The following is a 15,246-nucleotide window of genomic DNA, read 5'->3' as shown; positions in this document are numbered from 1 at the left end:
GCGGCGTTCGCCCCCCGCCCGCGCCGCGGCGCGCCCTACGGTTTCACGCATGCCTGGAGACGACGCTTCCTCGCCGGCCCCACCGCACTCGCCGACCCCACCGGCCCCACCGACCCCACTGGCCCGCGCCGAGCGGTTCATCTGGCTCACGGCCCGGGTCCTGGAGCAGCGGCGGTTCGCGTTCCACTTCCTCGGCGGGGAAGCCGACGCGGTGGACACCGCCCTCGGCTCGTACCTCAACGCCGACGGCGGCTACGGCCACGCCCTCGATCCGGACCTGCGCGGTCCGCTCAGCCATCCGCTGCACACCGCCCACGCCCTGCGGATCCTGGACGGCCTGGGCCGCTGCGCCGGTCAGCGGATCGAGCGGCTCTGCCGCCACCTGACCCGGGTCTCCACCTCGGACGGCGCGCTTCCGGTGGTCCTCCCGGCGCCGCACGACTATCCCGGGGCCCCGTACCACCCGGTGCACGACGATCCGCCGGGCGCGCTGCTGACCACGGGCCCGGTGGTCGGCCTGCTGCACCGCAACCGGATCTGGCACGCATGGCTGTTCCGGGCCACCGACTTCTGCTGGGAGCGGGTCGAGAACCTGCGCCGCACGGACCCGTACGAGGTCCAGAGCGCCGTGACGTTCCTCGACGGCGCACCCGACCGGGCGCGGGCGGTGGCCGCCGCCGACCGGCTGGGACGGCTGGTACGCGAGCAGCGGCTGGTGGTGCTCGACCCGCGCCGGCGCCGCGAGTACCCGCCGTACCCCGGCTGCGCTCCGGGCGAGCAGCTGTTCCCGCACGACGTCGCCCGGCGGCCGGAGTCGCTGGCGCGCGGCTGGTTCACCGACGAGGAGCTGCGGCGTTCGCTGGACTTCCTGGCGGCCGGGCAGCAGCAGGACGGCGGCTGGCCGGTCCGGCGCCTGGCGTGGGCACCGGGCAGCTCGCTGGAGCGGCGCCCGATCGCGACCCTGGAGGCCCTGCTGACCCTGCGCGCGTACGGCCGCCCGCTGACCGGCGACCCCCCTGCCTAACCGCCCAGGGCCCGGACCCCCGCGGTGACGACCACCGCGGCGGCGACCACGAGCAGGAACGGCGCCCGCAGCAGCAGGGCGAGCCCGGCGGCGGCCAACCCGGCGGCGCGGGCGTCGAGCACGAGCGCGTGGCCGGTGCTGAAGGTCTGCTGGGCGGTGAGCGCGGCGAGCAGCGCGACCGGCAGCAGGGCGGCGAGCCGGCGCACCGCCGGCCGCTCCAGCACCCCGGCGGGCACGAGCAGCCCGGCCAGCTTGACGGCGTAGCAGCCGACGACGGTGAGCGCGATGGCGATCCAGACGGTCACGAGCGGCGTCCCTTCAGCCAGAGGACCGCGGGGGCGGCGAGGGCGGCGACGAGTACCGGCAGCCCGGCGGGCAGTACGGGCAGCAGGCCCAGCCCGAGGACGAGGGCGAGGGCGGCGACGGCCCGCTCGGTGGCGGTCTTCAGCATCGGCGCGAGCAGGGCCAGGAAGACGGCCGGCCCGGCGGCGTCCAGCCCCCACGCGGCGGTGTCGCCGAGGGCCTCGGCGCCGAGGGCGCCGAGCAGGGTGGTGAGGTTCCACAGGAGGTACAGGCTCAGCCCGGTCACGGTGAACCCGAGCCGAGCCGACCTGCGGCCCGGCTGGGCCAGCGCCACGGCGGTGGTCTCGTCGATCACCCAGTGGGCGGCGAGCGGACGCACGGCCCGGGGCAGGGCGAGCAGCTGCGACAGCCGCAGCCCGTAGAAGGCGTTGCGCGTACCGAGGAAGAAGGCCCCGGCGGCGGCGGTGAAGGGGTTGCCGCCCGCGGCCAGCGCTCCGACGAGCGCGAACTGCGAGGCCCCGGTGAACACGAGCAGGCTCAGCGCGCAGGCCTGGAGCACGCTGATCCCGGCCCCGGCGGCGGTCACCCCGAACGCGAACCCGGACAGCCCGACGGCCACCCCGACCCCGAGCGCGTCGCGGACGACGGCCGTGCGCGGCCGCTCCACGGCCCCGCCGGGGCTCTCCTGCCTCACCATCTGTCGTTCTCCCACCCCGCGACCGTACGCAGCCGGGCCGGACCGGGTCTTGTACGTTCTTGCACGCCACGGCGCCGGCCGGCGCCGGGCGGGGCTCGTCCGCCCGGCCCGGCGTCCCGCCCGGCTCAGGGCCCCGCCGCGGACCCGCCCCCCGACCGTTCCCGGCGGTACGCGCCCGGGGGGACGCCCACGATGCGGGTGAAGTGGCGGTTCAGGTGGGGCTGGTCGGTGAAGCCGACGGCCACGGCCGCCTCCGCCGGCGTGGTGCCCTCGTCCAGCAGCGCCCGGGCCCGGCGGACCCGGGCGTCGGTGAGCCAGGTGTGCGGCGGCATGCCGTACCGCTCCCGGAAGGCCCGCAGCAGGGCGAACGGGCTGGTTCCCAGCTCCCCGGCGAGCTGTTCCAGCGAGGGCGGGCGCGCCATCCGCTCCAGGAGCACCGCCCGGGCCGCCGCCGCGTCGACCGCGCCCGCGCCGCGGACCGTACGGGCGGGCAGCGGCCCCGCGTGCCGGGTCAGCATCCGCGCGACCGCCCCGCGCAGCAGCGTGTCGGCGGCGAGCGCGTTGCCCTCCTCGGCGGCCCGGTGCACCTCGGTGATCACGTACGAGGTCTGCGGATCGGTGACGTGGTCGGTGGTGAACCCGGGGGTCCCGCGCAGGCCGCCGATCTCCGCGGCCACCTCGGCGATCAGCTCCCGGGAGGGGTAGAGGGTCGCGTACGCCCAGCCCTCCGGGACCCCGGCGCGGGCGGTGTGCGCCACCTCGGGGTTGATCAGGACCACGCTGCCCGGCCCGGCCCGCACGATGCCGCCGGGCAGGCCGACCTCCTCGACGCCGCCGGTGACGGCCGCGATGACGTACCCGTCGTGGGCGTGGCGCGGAAAGGTGTGGCGTACGTAATGGGCGCGCAGCAGGTCCAGGCCGGGCAGTTCCGCGTACTGCCAGTGCCGGGCCCACTCCCGCCCGGCCGCCTCCTGCGCCCTGTCCGTCATTCCCCCATTCTGCGCCCCGCCCGGCCCGGGCGTTTGCCCAGGTCCGGGCCGTTGTCGGTGGCCGGGTGCAGGATGGGGGCATGGCCGGCTCCGCGCTCGACGCGTTCTCCCCCGCGACCCGCTCCTGGTTCACGGGGGCCTTCGTCTCGCCCACCTCCGCGCAGGAGGGTGCCTGGCGGGCCATCCGCGAGGGGTCCGACGTGCTCGTCGTGGCGCCGACCGGATCCGGCAAGACCCTGGCGGCCTTCCTCGCCGCTCTCGACCAGCTCGCCTCCACCCCGCCGCCCGCCGAGCCGAAGAAGCGCTGCCGCGTGCTGTACGTGTCCCCGCTGAAGGCCCTCGCCGTCGACGTCGAGCGGAATCTGCGCAGTCCGCTCACCGGGATCCGCCAGGAGTCGGTCCGCCTGGGCCTGCCCGAGCCGGAGATCCGGGTCGGGATCCGCTCCGGGGACACCCCGCCGGCCGAGCGGCGGGCGCTGGCCACCCGGCCGCCGGACATCCTGATCACCACGCCCGAGTCGCTGTTCCTGATGCTGACCTCGGCGGCGCGCGAGGCGCTGGCCGGGATCGAGACGGTGATCCTGGACGAGGTGCACGCGGTAGCGGGGACCAAGCGCGGGGCGCACCTGGCCCTGTCCCTGGAGCGGCTGGACGAGCTGCTGCCCCGCCCCGCCCGCCGGATCGGGCTGTCGGCGACGGTCCGGCCGGTGGACGAGGTGGCCCGCTACCTCGCGCCGCGCGGCAAGGCCGAGATCGTCCAGCCGCCCTCGGCGAAGGAGTTCGACCTGTCGGTGGTCGTCCCCGTGGAGGACATGGGCGAGTTGGGGGTCCCCCCGGCGCAGACGGGGGGAGGACCGCCGGCCACCGGCGGCCGGGAGGGCGGGGACAAGCCCTCGATCTGGCCGCACGTGGAGGAGCGGATCGCGGATCTGGTCCAGGCCCACCGCTCGACGATCGTGTTCGTCAACTCCCGCCGCCTCGCCGAGCGCCTCTGCAACCGGTTGAACGAGATCGCGTACGAGCGCGCCACCGGCGAGCAGCTCGCCGAGGGGGCGCCGCCGCCGGCCGAGATCATGGCCCAGGCGGGGGCCGCCCAGGGAGCCCCGCCGCTGCTGGCGCGGGCGCACCACGGCTCGGTCTCCAAGGAGCAGCGGGCGCTGGTGGAGGAGGATCTGAAGGCGGGCCGGCTGCCCGCCGTCGTCGCCACCTCCAGTCTGGAGCTGGGCATCGACATGGGCGCGGTGGACCTCGTGGTGCAGGTGGAGTCCCCGCCCTCGGTGGCCTCCGGGCTCCAGCGCGTGGGCCGCGCCGGGCACCAGGTGGGGGCGGTCTCGACGGGGGTCGTGTTCCCCAAGTACCGCGGGGACCTGGTCCAGGCGGCCGTGGTCACCGAGCGGATGCGCAGCGGGTCGATCGAGTCCCTGCGCATCCCCTCGAACCCGCTGGACGTGCTCGCGCAGCAGCTGGTCGCGATGACCGCGATGGACACCTGGCAGCTGGACGAGCTGCTGGCCCTCGTACGGCGGGCGGCGCCTTTCGCGGCGCTGCCGGAGTCGGCGTTCACGGCGGTGCTGGACATGCTGGCGGGCCGGTACCCCTCCGACGCGTTCGCGGAGCTCAGGCCGCGGGTCGTGTGGGACCGGGTGGCGGGGACGATCACCGGGCGGCCGGGGGCGCAGCGCCTGGCGGTCACCTCCGGCGGCACCATCCCCGACCGGGGCCTGTTCGGCGTGTTCCTCGCGGGGGCCGACCCGAAGAAGGGCGGCGGCCGGGTCGGCGAGCTCGACGAGGAAATGGTCTACGAGTCCCGCGTGGGCGACGTGTTCACGCTCGGCACCACCTCCTGGCGGATCGAGGACATCACCCGGGACCGGGTCCTGGTCTCCCCCGCCCCCGGGGTCCCGGGCCGGCTGCCGTTCTGGAAGGGCGACCAGCTGGGCAGGCCCCTCGAACTGGGCCGTGCGGTCGGCGCGTTCCTGCGCGAGCTGGGCGGCCTGACCGGGGCGGACGCCCGGCTGCGCCTGCTGGCGGCCGGGCTCGACGCCTGGGCCGCGGAGAACGTCCTCGCGTACCTGGCGGAGCAGCGCGAGGCCTGCGGCCACGTCCCGGACGACCGGACGATCGTGGTGGAGCGGTTCCGTGACGAGCTGGGCGACTGGCGGGTCGTGGTCCACTCCCCCTTTGGCGCCCAGGTGCACGCCCCGTGGGCACTGGCCCTCGGCGCCCGCCTCGCCGAGAAGTACGGCATGGACGCGCAGGTCATGCACGCCGACGACGGGATCGTGCTGCGTCTGCCGGACGCGGACCTGCTCTCCATGGATCTCCTGGACCACGATCCCGCGGCCTCGCGCGCCTTCGAGTTCGACGACGAGCAGGCCCCGCTGGGCGCGGCGGACGTCGCCTTCGACCAGGGCGAGGTCAACCGGATCGTCACCGACCAGGTCGGCGGCTCCGCCCTGTTCGCCTCCCGCTTCCGCGAGTGCGCGGCGCGCGCCCTGCTGCTGCCGCGCCGCAGTCCCGGCAAGCGGACCCCGCTGTGGCAGCAGCGCCAGCGCGCCTCCCAGCTGCTCCAGGTGGCCTCGGAGTTCGGTTCGTTCCCGATCGTGCTGGAAGCCGTACGGGAATGCCTCCAGGACGTCTTCGACGTGCCGGGCCTGACGGAGCTGATGGGGGACATCGAGGCGCGCAGGGTCCGCCTGGTCGAGGTCACCACCCCCGAGCCCTCCCCCTTCGCCCGCTCGCTGCTCTTCGGGTACGTCGCCCAGTTCCTGTACGAGGGGGACTCGCCCCTCGCCGAGCGCAGGGCGGCCGCGCTGTCGCTGGACTCACGCCTGCTGGCGGAGCTGCTGGGCCAGGCGGAGCTGCGCGAACTGCTCGACGCGGAGGTGCTGGAGGAGCTGGAGCGGGAGCTCCAGTGGCTGACGGAGGACCGGCGGGCCAAGGACGCCGAGTCGGTGGCGGACCTGCTGCGCCTGCTCGGCCCGCTGACCACGGCCGAGCTGGTCGAGCGGGGCGCCGATCCGGCCTGGCCCCAGGCCCTGGCCCGGGCCCGCCGGGCCATCGTGGTCCGGATCGGCGGCGCGGACCACTGGGCGGCGATCGAGGACGCGGGCCGGCTGCGCGACGCGCTGGGCACGGCGCTCCCGGTCGGGGTCCCGGAGGCGTTCACCGAGCCGGTCAAGGACCCGCTCGGCGACCTCCTGGCCCGTTACGCCCGCACCCACGGGCCGTTCACCACGGCCGCCGTCGCCGCCCGTGTCGGCCTGGGCGCGGCCGTGACCGAGGGCGCCCTGCACCGGCTCGCGGCGGCGGGCCGGGTGGTGCAGGGCGAGTTCCACCCGGCCGGCATCGGCCAGGAGTGGTGCGACGCGACCGTGCTGCGCAGGCTGCGCCGCCGCTCGCTGGCGGCGCTGCGCCAGGAGCTGGAGCCGGTCCCGCCGACCTCCCTGGCCACCTTCCTGCCGCAGTGGCAGCACCTGGGCGGCTCCCTGCGCGGCATCGACGGCCTGGCCAGGGCGATCGAGCAGCTCCAGGGCGCCCCGGTGCCCGCCTCGGCGCTGGAGCGGCTGGTCCTCCCCTCGCGGGTCGCGGGGTACTCCCCGACCCTGCTGGACGAGCTCACCACCAGCGGGGAGGTGGTCTGGGCGGGCGCCGGGGCCCTGCCGGGCAAGGACGGCTGGGTCTCGCTCTACCTGGCGGACGCGGCCCCGCTGCTGCTGCCCCCGGCGCACCCACTGGAGCTGACGCCCCTTCACCAGTCGATCCTCGACACCCTCTCCGGCGGGTACGGGCTGTTCTTCCGCCAGCTCGCGGAGTCGGTGCGCGCCAAGTGGTCCGAGGCGAGCGACCTCGAACTGTCCGACGCCGTCTGGGACCTGGCCTGGTCGGGGCGGCTCACCAATGACACGCTCTCCCCGCTGCGCTCCCTGCTCGGTTCGGGCCGCACGGCGGGTGCCACCGCCCACCGGGCCCGGCGCACCGTCCCGCGCGGCCGGTACGGGACGCTGAGCGCCCAGGTGTCGCGTCCGGGTCCGCCCACGGTCTCGGGCCGCTGGTCCCTGCTGCCCGCCCAGGCCCCCGACCCCACGCACCGGGCGCACGCGCTGGCCCGGACCCTGCTGGACCGGCACGGGGTGGTCACGCGGGGCGCGGTGGCCGCCGAGGGCGTGGAGGGCGGTTTCAGCGCCGTGTACCGGGTCCTGTCGGCCTTCGAGGACAGCGGTCAGGCCCGCCGCGGCTACGTGGTGGAGGGCCTGGGCGCCGCCCAGTTCGCGATGGACGGCGCGGTGGACCGGCTGCGCTCGGCCGAGCGGAACCCGCCCCCGCTGGCGGCGGTGGTCCTGGCGGCCGCCGATCCGGCGAACGCGTACGGGGCGGCCCTGCCCTGGCCGGAGCCCCCGGCCGGGGCCGCGCAGAGGCCCGGCCGCAAGGCGGGCTCGCTGGTGGTGCTGGTCGACGGCGAGCTCGTCCTGTACCTGGAGCGGGGGGGCAAGACGCTGCTGGCCTGGCCCCCGGCGGAGGACCCCCGGCTCGCGGCCGCCACCGCGGCCCTCGCGGCGGCCTCCCGGGCGGGCACGCTCCCGGCGCTCACGGTGGAACGGATCAATGCCGCCTCCGCGCTGACCTCCCCGCTGGGCCAGTCACTGGAGGCGGCCGGCTTCCACGCCACGCCCCGGGGGCTGCGCATGCGCCCGTGAACCCGGTGCGGGGATCCTGTGGCGGAATCCGGCATTCCGGCCCCGGTCATCGCGCTTATGTTCCGCTTATGTCTTGAGCACGTCACGAAGCCCTTCTCGGCTGGCACTCCGGCCCCCTGTGGACTATCAAGATCACCGCAGGCATCAATCCTGACGATGCCCCGACAAAAGATCACACTCATGGGGGACCTGAAAAGTGAGCACCAACACCATGCGGCGAGCGGCAACGGGCGTCATCGGCCTGGCGGTTGCCGGCACCCTGACCCTCACCGGCTGCAAGAGCGGCAACGAAGAGGCCGCCCCCGCGCAGTCGAGCGCGCCGGCCGCCCAGCCCAGCCAGGGCGGGCAGGACTCCGCGCAGCCGAGCACCCCGGCCAGCCCCTCCACCGGCGGCGGCCAGGCCCCCGCGGCGGGCCAGGCGAAGCCGGGCCAGACCTTCAAGATCGGCGAGACCGCGCAGGTGCCGTTCAGCTACGGCAGCACCAAGGGCGGCACCCTCGCCCTCACCGTCACCGCCGTCGAGCAGGGCCAGCCGGCCGACCTGGACTCGCTCAAGCTGGGCGACAAGGTCAAGGGGATGATCCCCTACTACATCCGCTACTCGGTCAAGAACATCGGCACCGTGGACCTCTCGTACGCCTCCGTGGGGCACATGAAGGGCCTGCTCCCCGACGGCTCCGAGGCCCAGGGCGTCTCCGTCATCGGCAAGTTCGAGAAGTGCAAGGACGAGACGCTGCCGAAGGGCTTCACCAACGGCCAGACGCAGACCAGCTGCGCCATCGCCCTGGCCCCCTCCGCCCAGACGAAGGTGGTCGGCGCCGAGTACTGGGGCGACCCGTACAACAACCTGAGCGACGGCAAGGGCCTCTTCTGGAAGTAGGGCCCGGGAAGCAGGGCCCCGCCCTCCCCGCAGCAGGAGCCCCCGCCCGCGCCACGGCGCGGCGGGGGCTCCGGCCGTCCCGCCCCGGCCCCGCGGGGCGACAATGGCGCCATGCCCGAAGGAGACAGCATCTGGCGCGCCGCGGCCCGGCTGCACGCCGCCCTGGCCGGCCGCGAGCTGACGCGCAGCGATCTGCGGGTCCCCCGCTTCGCCACCGCCGACCTCACCGGCCGCACCACCCTGGATGTCACGCCTCGCGGCAAACACCTCCTCGCCCGCTTCGAGGGCGGCCTCACCCTCCACACCCACCTGGGCATGGACGGCTCCTGGCGGGTCTTCGGCCCGGACGAGAAGTGGCACGGCGGACCCTCGTACGAGATCCGCGCCATCCTCGGCACCACCGGGCAGACGGCCGTCGGCTACCGCCTCCCCGTCGTCGAGCTGCTGCGCACCGCCGAGGAGGACCGGGCCGTAGGCCACCTCGGCCCCGACCTCCTCGGCCCGGACTGGGACGCGCACAAGGCGGCGGCCAACCTCCTCGCCAGTCCCGAGCGCCCGCTCGGCGAGGCCCTCCTCGACCAGCGGAACCTGGCCGGCATCGGCAACATCTTCAAGTGCGAGCTCTGCTTCCTCGCCCAGGCCACCCCCTGGACCCCGGTCGGCGACCTCCCGGACCCCGAGACCACCGTGCTCCGCCTCGCCGGCGCCGCCCACCGCCTGCTGCGTGCCAACACCGGGGCCGGCGAGACCCGCAACACCACAGGACTGCGCCGCCGCGGACAGGAGCTGTTCGTGTACGGCCGCACCCGCCGCCCCTGCCTGCGCTGCGGAACCCCCGTCCGCGAGGTATGGCAGGAGGACCGCCCGACGTACTGGTGCCCCCACTGCCAGTCCGGGCCGGTCCCGCCGACCCGTCCGAACCCGCCCGGCCGTCCGAACCGCGGAACGCCTCCGCCTGGTTGACGCTCCGTCAGATCCGGTCGTACCGTCCCGGCATGCCCACACCCAGAGCCCCGTACGACCTCACCGGCCGGACCGCCCTGATCACCGGCGCCGCGAGCGGCATAGGACGCGCCACAGCCGTCCTCCTCGCCGAGGCGGGCGCCGCCGTGCACTGCGCGGACCGCGACGAGCAGGGCCTCGCCGAGACGGCGGACCTCGTCGCCAAGGCCGGCGGATCCGCCACCGTCCACGCCCTCGACGTCACCGACCGGGCCGCCCTGCGCGCCGCCGCGGCAGCCGCCGGGCCGCTCGACATCACCGCCGCCATCGCCGGGGTCATGCACACCAGCAGTGTCCTGGACACCACCGACGAGGACCTCGACCGGGTCCTGGACGTCAACTTCAAGGGGGTCCTGCGCACCTGCCAGGAGGCCGCCCGCGCCATGATCGCGGCCGGCCGCCCCGGATCGATCGTCACGATGGCCTCCGGCGCCGTGGACGCGGCCCAGCCCGGCCTGCTCTGCTACAGCGCGGCCAAGGCCGCCGTCGTCCAGCTGACCAAGACGCTCGCCACCGAGGCCGGACCCCACGGCATCCGCGTCAACGCCGTCGCCCCGGGATGGATCCGCACCCCCATGACCGGCCGGCACGGCCCCGAGGTCCAGGAGCAGACCGAGGCCGCGATGGTCCGGATGTCCCCCCTGCGCCGGGTCGGCGAGCCCGAGGACGTCGCCCGCGCGGTGCTCTACCTCGCCTCGGACGCCTCGTCCTTCATGACGGGCCAGATCTTGCGCCCGAACGGCGGAGTGTCAATGCCCTGGTAAGCGGCTCACCCTCCGCCGTGACGTCCGCCGGCGGCCCGGCCCCGGCCCCGGCCCCGTCGGCCGGCTCGGCCTGCTCCGCCGCCGCCCGCCGGGCCCTGCGCGCAGGCCCCGGCGTGCAGTGCACCGGCAGCAGCCCCAGCCCCCAGCCACCCACGGCCACGGCGCCCTCCACCGGGCCCGAGTCGCCCGGCGCCAGCGCCAGCCGCAGCACCGCCCACCACCACAGCGCGCCCAGCGCCACCGCGAGGGCCGCCGCCGGGGGTATGCCCCGTACCGGGGGTATGCGTAGGTGACGCCGCACGGCTGCCTCCCGGGATCAGGGCCGCGATCCGGACTCCGCCGGAGCCCCCATCCTCCCGTACACCCTGCGACCGCGCATCAGCGCATCAGCGCACCCGGAACGGCCCGGAGCCCCGGCCGGTGCGCAGTGCACCGGCCGGGGCTCCGGCCACGCTCATTTCTTCACAGCTCGCGCATGGGGCTCACGCGGCTACGACATTCACCGCTTCCGCGGGCGCCTTGATGGTCACCCGCTCCGGGCCACCCGTGACCGAGGCCACGGAGACGGAATTGAGCATCGGGCGGACCGGCACCGTGACCGGTTCGCTTGCCGCGGCCGACTGCGCCAGCTCAGCCAGCGACAGCTCGTCGCTGACCTCGCGCATCAGCTCGGACATCCGTACGTCCAACGCGTCGCAGATCGCGGAGAGCAGCTCGGAGGATGCCTCCTTCTGCCCCCGCTCCACCTCGGAGAGATAGCCGAGAGAAACTCGGGCGGACGAGGAGACTTCGCGCAGAGTACGGCCCTGGCGCTGGCGCTGCCGACGCAGCACGTCACCCAGCAGGCGACGGAGCAGAATCATCGGTGGCTCCCTCCTCTGACCGTGTAGCCGCATCCTTCACGCCCCACCGTACCGCCTCGCGCCGCGGCCGTGCGGGGAGCTATGTCGTGTTCACTCAGGGCTGCAAACATCAAATCCCCCCGTTCTGTTCCGTATCCTGCCCCCGCGCATTCTCGCGCAGTTCGCTCGAGAGGAGTTCGAGCACTGTCCGTGCACTCTCCCTACGAATTTCCGTACGGGAGCCGTTCAACCTCAGCGGGACGGTTTTCCTGCCCGCCGGACCCGCCACGGCGATGAAAACGGTGCCCACCGGCTGCCCGTCCTGCGGGTCCGGACCGGCCACCCCGGTGGTCGCGATCCCCCACGATGCCCCCAGCACGCGCCGGACGCCCTCCGCCATCTCGGCCGCGACCTGCGCGTTCACCGCGCCTTCCGCGGCCAGCAGCCCGGCGTCCACTCCCAGGACCCGGTGCTTGAGCTCGGTGGCGTACGCGGTGACCGAGCCGCGGAAGGACCGGGAGGCCCCGGCGACGCCCGCGAGCTCCGCGGCGACCATCCCACCGGTCAGCGACTCCGCGACGGCAAGGGTCTGGTCACTCTCCGCAAGCAGGCGCAGCGCCTCTGCGGCCAGTGCGGCGGTGGTCCCCGTCTCCGGCGCCGGCTTCCCGGCGCCCGAAGCCGCCCCACCGACCTCCGGAGATTCACCCACCGGGTATGTCACCTCGCGGCCCGCTCCGCTTCCAGACCCAGGCGGCGCAGCACCACGGCCTGGCGGATGTAATCCAAACCGGTGACCACGGTCAGCACGACAGCGGCAGCCATCACCCAGAAGCGCAGGGAGGCCAGCGGCCCGGTCAGCGCGAGCACGTACATCCCCACCGCCGTTCCCTGGACCAGGGTTTTGAGCTTGCCGCCCCGGCTGGCGGGAATCACTCCGTACCTGATGACCCAGAAACGCATGAGCGTGATCCCGAGTTCCCGCCCGAGGATCACCCCGGTCACCCACCAGGGCAGGTCGCCCAGCCAGGAGAGACAGATCAACGCCGACCCCATGATCGCCTTGTCGGCGATGGGGTCGGCGATCTTCCCGAAGTCGGTGACCAGGTTGTACGTACGGGCCAGGTGCCCGTCGAAGATGTCCGTGATCATGGCGACGGCGAACGCCGCCCACGCCCACGCCCGCCAGACGGGGTCGTAGCCCCCGTCGGCGAGCAGCAGCAGGACGAAGCCCGGCACCAGGACGAGCCGGACCATCGTCAGGATGTTCGCGATGTTCCACAGGCTGGCCTGATTGACCGCCGCGGCTCCCAGCTTCGCGCCGGGCGCGGGCCGGCGGCCGGTCCCGCCCGCCGCAGATGCCGGGGCTCCGGTCATCCGGCCGCCTCCTCGTCGTCGTGCAGGGGCTCGGCCACCAGGTCCACGCCGAGCGTGCCGACCACCTTCGCCCGCACGATGCGGCCGGGCACCAGGCCCGTGCTGTCCGTGAAGACGACCTGGCCGTCGGTCTCGGGCGCCTGGTGGGCGGCGCGCCCGTAGGCGCCGTCGCCCTCTTCGTCGACCGTTTCCACGGACTCGACGAGTACCTCCAGGATCTCTCCGATGCGCTCCTCCGCGCGCTGCGAGGTGAGCTCCTCGGCGAGCCGCTGCATGTGCGCGAGGCGCTCGGCGATCGTGTCCTCGTCCAGCTTGTTGTCGTAGGTGACGGCCTCGGTGCCGTCCTCGTCCGAGTAGCCGAACACGCCGATCGCGTCGAGCCGCGCGTTGGTGAGGAAGCGCTCCAGCTCCTTGAAGTCGGCCTCCGTCTCGCCGGGGAAGCCGACGATGAAGTTGGACCGGACGCCGGCCTGAGGGGCCTTGGAGCGGATGGTGTCCAGCAGCTCCAGGAAGCGGTCGGTGTCACCGAAGCGGCGCATGGAGCGCAGCACGTCGGGGGCCGAGTGCTGGAAGGAGAGGTCGAAGTACGGCACGACCTTGGGGGTCGAGGTCAGTACGTCGATCAGGCCGGGCCGCATCTCGGCGGGCTGGAGGTAGCTGACGCGGACGCGCTCGATGCCGTCCACCTCGGCCAGCTCGGGCAGCAGGGTCTCCAGCAGGCGGATGTCGCCGAGGTCCTTGCCGTACGAGGTGTTGTTCTCGGAGACCAGCATGATCTCCTTGACGCCCTGCTCGGCGAGCCAGCGCGTCTCGCCCAGCACGTCGCTGGGGCGGCGCGAGATGAAGGAGCCGCGGAAGGACGGGATGGCGCAGAAGGAGCAGCGGCGGTCGCAGCCGGAGGCGAGCTTGACCGAGGCGACCGGGCTCTTGTCCAGGCGGCGGCGCAGCGGCGCGCGCGGCCCGGAGGCGGGCGCGACCCCGTCCGGCAGGTCGGCGGGGGCCTCGGCCACCGGCTCCTGCGCGTGGCCGGGCAGCGCGACCGCGCTGTCCTGGCGGTCCGCGGGGCTGATCGGCAGCAGCTTGCGCCGGTCGCGCGGGGTGTGGGAGGCGTGGATGCCGCCGTTCAGAATGGTCTGGAGGCGGTCGGAGATGTCGGCGTAGTCGTCGAAGCCGAGCACGCCGTCGGCTTCGGGGAGCGCCTCGGCGAGCTCCTTGCCGTAGCGCTCGGCCATGCAGCCGACGGCGACGACGGCCTGGGTCTTGCCGTGATCCTTGAGATCGTTGGCTTCCAGCAGGGCGTCTACGGAGTCCTTTTTGGCGGCTTCGACGAAGCCACAGGTGTTGACGACGGCGACGTCCGCGTCGGCGGCGTCCTCGACGAGCTCCCAGCCATCCGCCGCCAAGCGGCCTGCGAGCTCCTCCGAGTCCACCTCGTTACGGGCGCAGCCAAGAGTGACAAGGGCGACGGTACGGCGTTCGGGCATGGACTCAAGACTACTTTGTCCAAACGGCGCCCCCCGCCCCAAGTCCCGGTAAACCAAGATCCCCGGGGTGCGGCGCAGCACCCCGGGGACCCGGAATCAAGGATTCAGCGCTGTATCAGCCTGCCTGGGCCGGTCCCTGGCGGGGGTCGTCCTTGGTGTATGTGAGGCGTTCCACCTGACCCGGCTGGAAGTCGCCCTTGATCTCCTTGCCGTTCACGAAGAGCTTCACGACCCCCGCGTCACCGAGGACGAGGTCGATGGACTCCTTGTCCGTGAACGTCTTGGACTGGCCGGGGGTCAGCGTCCCGTCGAACAGCAGCCGGCCGCTGTGGTCCTTCGCGGAGATCCAGCTCTCGCCGTCGTTGGCCGTCAGGACGACCGTGACGACGTCCTTGGGCGCGGCGGCGATCGCGCTGTCCGAGGGCTCCGGCTTGGCGGCCTTCGGGGGCTGCTGCGGCTGGGCGGCCGGCTTTCCGGCCGACTGCTTGGGCGCCGCCTGGGGGGCGGCGGAGGCGTCCGCCACCGGCCGCTTCTCCTTGGCGTCCCCACCGCCGAAGGCGGTGAAGCCCACGAAGCCGATCACGGCGACGATGGCGGCGACCATGGCGGCGGTCCAGTTGGGCCGCTGCCGCTCGGGACGGATGCGCTCGGCGTCGAACATCGGCGCGGCGGGCGTGGGGGCCGGCCGGCCGCCGTGGGCCGCGTCGTACGCGTCGACCAGGGGTTCCGGATCGATGTGGACGGCGCGGGCGAGCGTACGGATGTGGCCGCGGGCGTAGACGTCGCCGCCGCACCGCGTGAAATCGTCAGCTTCGATCGCGTGCACGATCGGGATGCGCACGCGGGTGGTGGAACTGACCTCGTCGACAGTGAGCCCGGCGGCGATACGGGCCTTCTTCAGGACCGTCCCGATGGACGGCCCTTCGGCCTTGCGTTCGATGATGCGGTCCTCGGACCGGTCGTCGGTCGAAGGACGCTCATCTTCGGGGGAGTTGGAGTTGCCGATGGACACGAGGGCGCCTTTCGAGCGTGTAGCCACCTGCTGGATGTCCAGTCTAGGGGGGTGACGAAAGGGTGGAGCAACCGGAGGGTGGACTTCCTACGCCATCCGAATGGCAAACCGAACAGTGTGGGAAGTCCGGGTGCTGTGGCGGCCCCGCGCGGGGCGCGGCGCCGCCATCTCCCTCAAC

General features: G+C 74.2%; 13 protein-coding genes. 5 read left to right on the top strand and 8 right to left on the bottom strand.

Translation table 11 applies throughout. The features are described from left to right. The first annotated feature begins 49 nt into the window (after positions 1 to 49). Positions 50 to 1,024 (top strand): hypothetical protein, encoded by a 975-nt coding sequence (locus ACS04_RS17295; protein ID WP_048477527.1) that lies wholly within the window; start codon positions 50 to 52, stop codon positions 1,022 to 1,024. Here ACS04_RS17295 and ACS04_RS17290 read toward each other — a convergent pair. The 3 genes from ACS04_RS17290 to ACS04_RS17280 all read right to left on the bottom strand — a co-directional run bounded on the left by ACS04_RS17290 (position 1,021) and on the right by ACS04_RS17280 (position 3,013). Continuing rightward, complete coding sequence (locus tag ACS04_RS17290) at positions 1,021 to 1,329, bottom strand: AzlD domain-containing protein (RefSeq protein WP_048477526.1); 309 nt, start codon at positions 1,327 to 1,329, stop codon at positions 1,021 to 1,023. The genes ACS04_RS17295 and ACS04_RS17290 overlap by 4 nt on opposite strands. Then, positions 1,326 to 2,024 (bottom strand): AzlC family ABC transporter permease, encoded by a 699-nt coding sequence (locus ACS04_RS17285; RefSeq protein WP_048477525.1) that lies wholly within the window; start codon positions 2,022 to 2,024, stop codon positions 1,326 to 1,328. Before ACS04_RS17285 ends, ACS04_RS17290 begins: the two co-directional genes overlap by 4 nt. A gap of 125 nt (positions 2,025 to 2,149) precedes the next feature. After that, positions 2,150 to 3,013 (bottom strand): helix-turn-helix transcriptional regulator, encoded by an 864-nt coding sequence (locus ACS04_RS17280; RefSeq protein WP_048477524.1) that lies wholly within the window; start codon positions 3,011 to 3,013, stop codon positions 2,150 to 2,152. An 80-nt stretch (positions 3,014 to 3,093) separates the two neighbouring features. Between ACS04_RS17280 and ACS04_RS17275 the strand changes: the two genes are divergently transcribed. The 4 genes from ACS04_RS17275 to ACS04_RS17260 all read left to right on the top strand — a co-directional run bounded on the left by ACS04_RS17275 (position 3,094) and on the right by ACS04_RS17260 (position 10,356). Then, the gene (locus tag ACS04_RS17275; RefSeq protein ID WP_048477523.1) at positions 3,094 to 7,710 is read left to right on the top strand and encodes an ATP-dependent helicase; all 4,617 of its coding nucleotides are present in this window, start codon (positions 3,094 to 3,096) and stop codon (positions 7,708 to 7,710) included. Between the two features lie 196 nt (positions 7,711 to 7,906). Beyond that, complete coding sequence (locus tag ACS04_RS17270) at positions 7,907 to 8,590, top strand: PDZ domain-containing protein (protein WP_053080805.1); 684 nt, start codon at positions 7,907 to 7,909, stop codon at positions 8,588 to 8,590. 111 nt (positions 8,591 to 8,701) lie between these two features. Beyond that, on the top strand, positions 8,702 to 9,553 hold the full coding sequence (locus ACS04_RS17265) for an Fpg/Nei family DNA glycosylase (protein ID WP_048477522.1): 852 nt from the start codon (positions 8,702 to 8,704) through the stop codon (positions 9,551 to 9,553). Positions 9,554 to 9,585: 32 nt separating this feature from the next. Then, positions 9,586 to 10,356: an SDR family NAD(P)-dependent oxidoreductase gene (locus ACS04_RS17260; protein WP_209441714.1), complete on the top strand. Its 771-nt coding sequence runs from the start codon at positions 9,586 to 9,588 to the stop codon at positions 10,354 to 10,356. Between the two features lie 482 nt (positions 10,357 to 10,838). Here the strand turns inward: ACS04_RS17260 and ACS04_RS17255 are convergent, their stop codons facing one another. From ACS04_RS17255 to ACS04_RS17235, 5 genes are all read right to left on the bottom strand, one after another. Then, positions 10,839 to 11,219, bottom strand: coding sequence for a helix-turn-helix domain-containing protein (locus ACS04_RS17255; protein ID WP_048477521.1), 381 nt, complete (start codon positions 11,217 to 11,219; stop codon positions 10,839 to 10,841). A gap of 109 nt (positions 11,220 to 11,328) precedes the next feature. Further along, complete coding sequence (locus tag ACS04_RS17250) at positions 11,329 to 11,829, bottom strand: CinA family protein (RefSeq protein WP_048477715.1); 501 nt, start codon at positions 11,827 to 11,829, stop codon at positions 11,329 to 11,331. Between the two features lie 86 nt (positions 11,830 to 11,915). Further along, positions 11,916 to 12,572, bottom strand: a complete 657-nt coding sequence (gene pgsA / locus ACS04_RS17245; RefSeq protein ID WP_048477520.1) for a CDP-diacylglycerol--glycerol-3-phosphate 3-phosphatidyltransferase — start codon at positions 12,570 to 12,572, stop codon at positions 11,916 to 11,918. After that, complete coding sequence (gene rimO / locus ACS04_RS17240) at positions 12,569 to 14,056, bottom strand: 30S ribosomal protein S12 methylthiotransferase RimO (RefSeq protein ID WP_048477519.1); 1,488 nt, start codon at positions 14,054 to 14,056, stop codon at positions 12,569 to 12,571. Before rimO ends, pgsA begins: the two co-directional genes overlap by 4 nt. A gap of 115 nt (positions 14,057 to 14,171) precedes the next feature. Beyond that, positions 14,172 to 15,068 (bottom strand): helix-turn-helix domain-containing protein, encoded by an 897-nt coding sequence (locus ACS04_RS17235; RefSeq protein WP_048477518.1) that lies wholly within the window; start codon positions 15,066 to 15,068, stop codon positions 14,172 to 14,174. Positions 15,069 to 15,246 lie beyond the last annotated feature (178 nt).

The sequence above is a fragment of the Streptomyces roseus genome, assembly GCF_001044425.1.
In the GTDB taxonomy this organism is placed as follows: Bacteria; Actinomycetota; Actinomycetes; order Streptomycetales; family Streptomycetaceae; genus Streptomyces; species Streptomyces roseus.
The sequence above is the reverse complement of the archived record's forward strand: the minus strand, read 5'-3'. Positions and strand labels throughout refer to the sequence as shown.

Excerpts from the sequence above, each read along its gene's own strand:
- ACS04_RS17295 (WP_048477527.1), top strand. The coding sequence starts at position 50 with ATGCCTGGAGACGACGCTTCCTCGCCGGCCCCACCGCACTCGCCGACC.
- ACS04_RS17285 (WP_048477525.1), bottom strand. The coding sequence starts at position 2,024 with ATGGTGAGGCAGGAGAGCCCCGGCGGGGCCGTGGAGCGGCCGCGCACG.
- ACS04_RS17280 (WP_048477524.1), bottom strand. The coding sequence starts at position 3,013 with ATGACGGACAGGGCGCAGGAGGCGGCCGGGCGGGAGTGGGCCCGGCAC.
- ACS04_RS17275 (WP_048477523.1), top strand. The coding sequence starts at position 3,094 with ATGGCCGGCTCCGCGCTCGACGCGTTCTCCCCCGCGACCCGCTCCTGG.
- ACS04_RS17265 (WP_048477522.1), top strand. The coding sequence starts at position 8,702 with ATGCCCGAAGGAGACAGCATCTGGCGCGCCGCGGCCCGGCTGCACGCC.
- ACS04_RS17260 (WP_209441714.1), top strand. The coding sequence starts at position 9,586 with ATGCCCACACCCAGAGCCCCGTACGACCTCACCGGCCGGACCGCCCTG.
- ACS04_RS17255 (WP_048477521.1), bottom strand. The coding sequence starts at position 11,219 with ATGATTCTGCTCCGTCGCCTGCTGGGTGACGTGCTGCGTCGGCAGCGC.
- pgsA (WP_048477520.1), bottom strand. The coding sequence starts at position 12,572 with ATGACCGGAGCCCCGGCATCTGCGGCGGGCGGGACCGGCCGCCGGCCC.
- rimO (WP_048477519.1), bottom strand. The coding sequence starts at position 14,056 with ATGCCCGAACGCCGTACCGTCGCCCTTGTCACTCTTGGCTGCGCCCGT.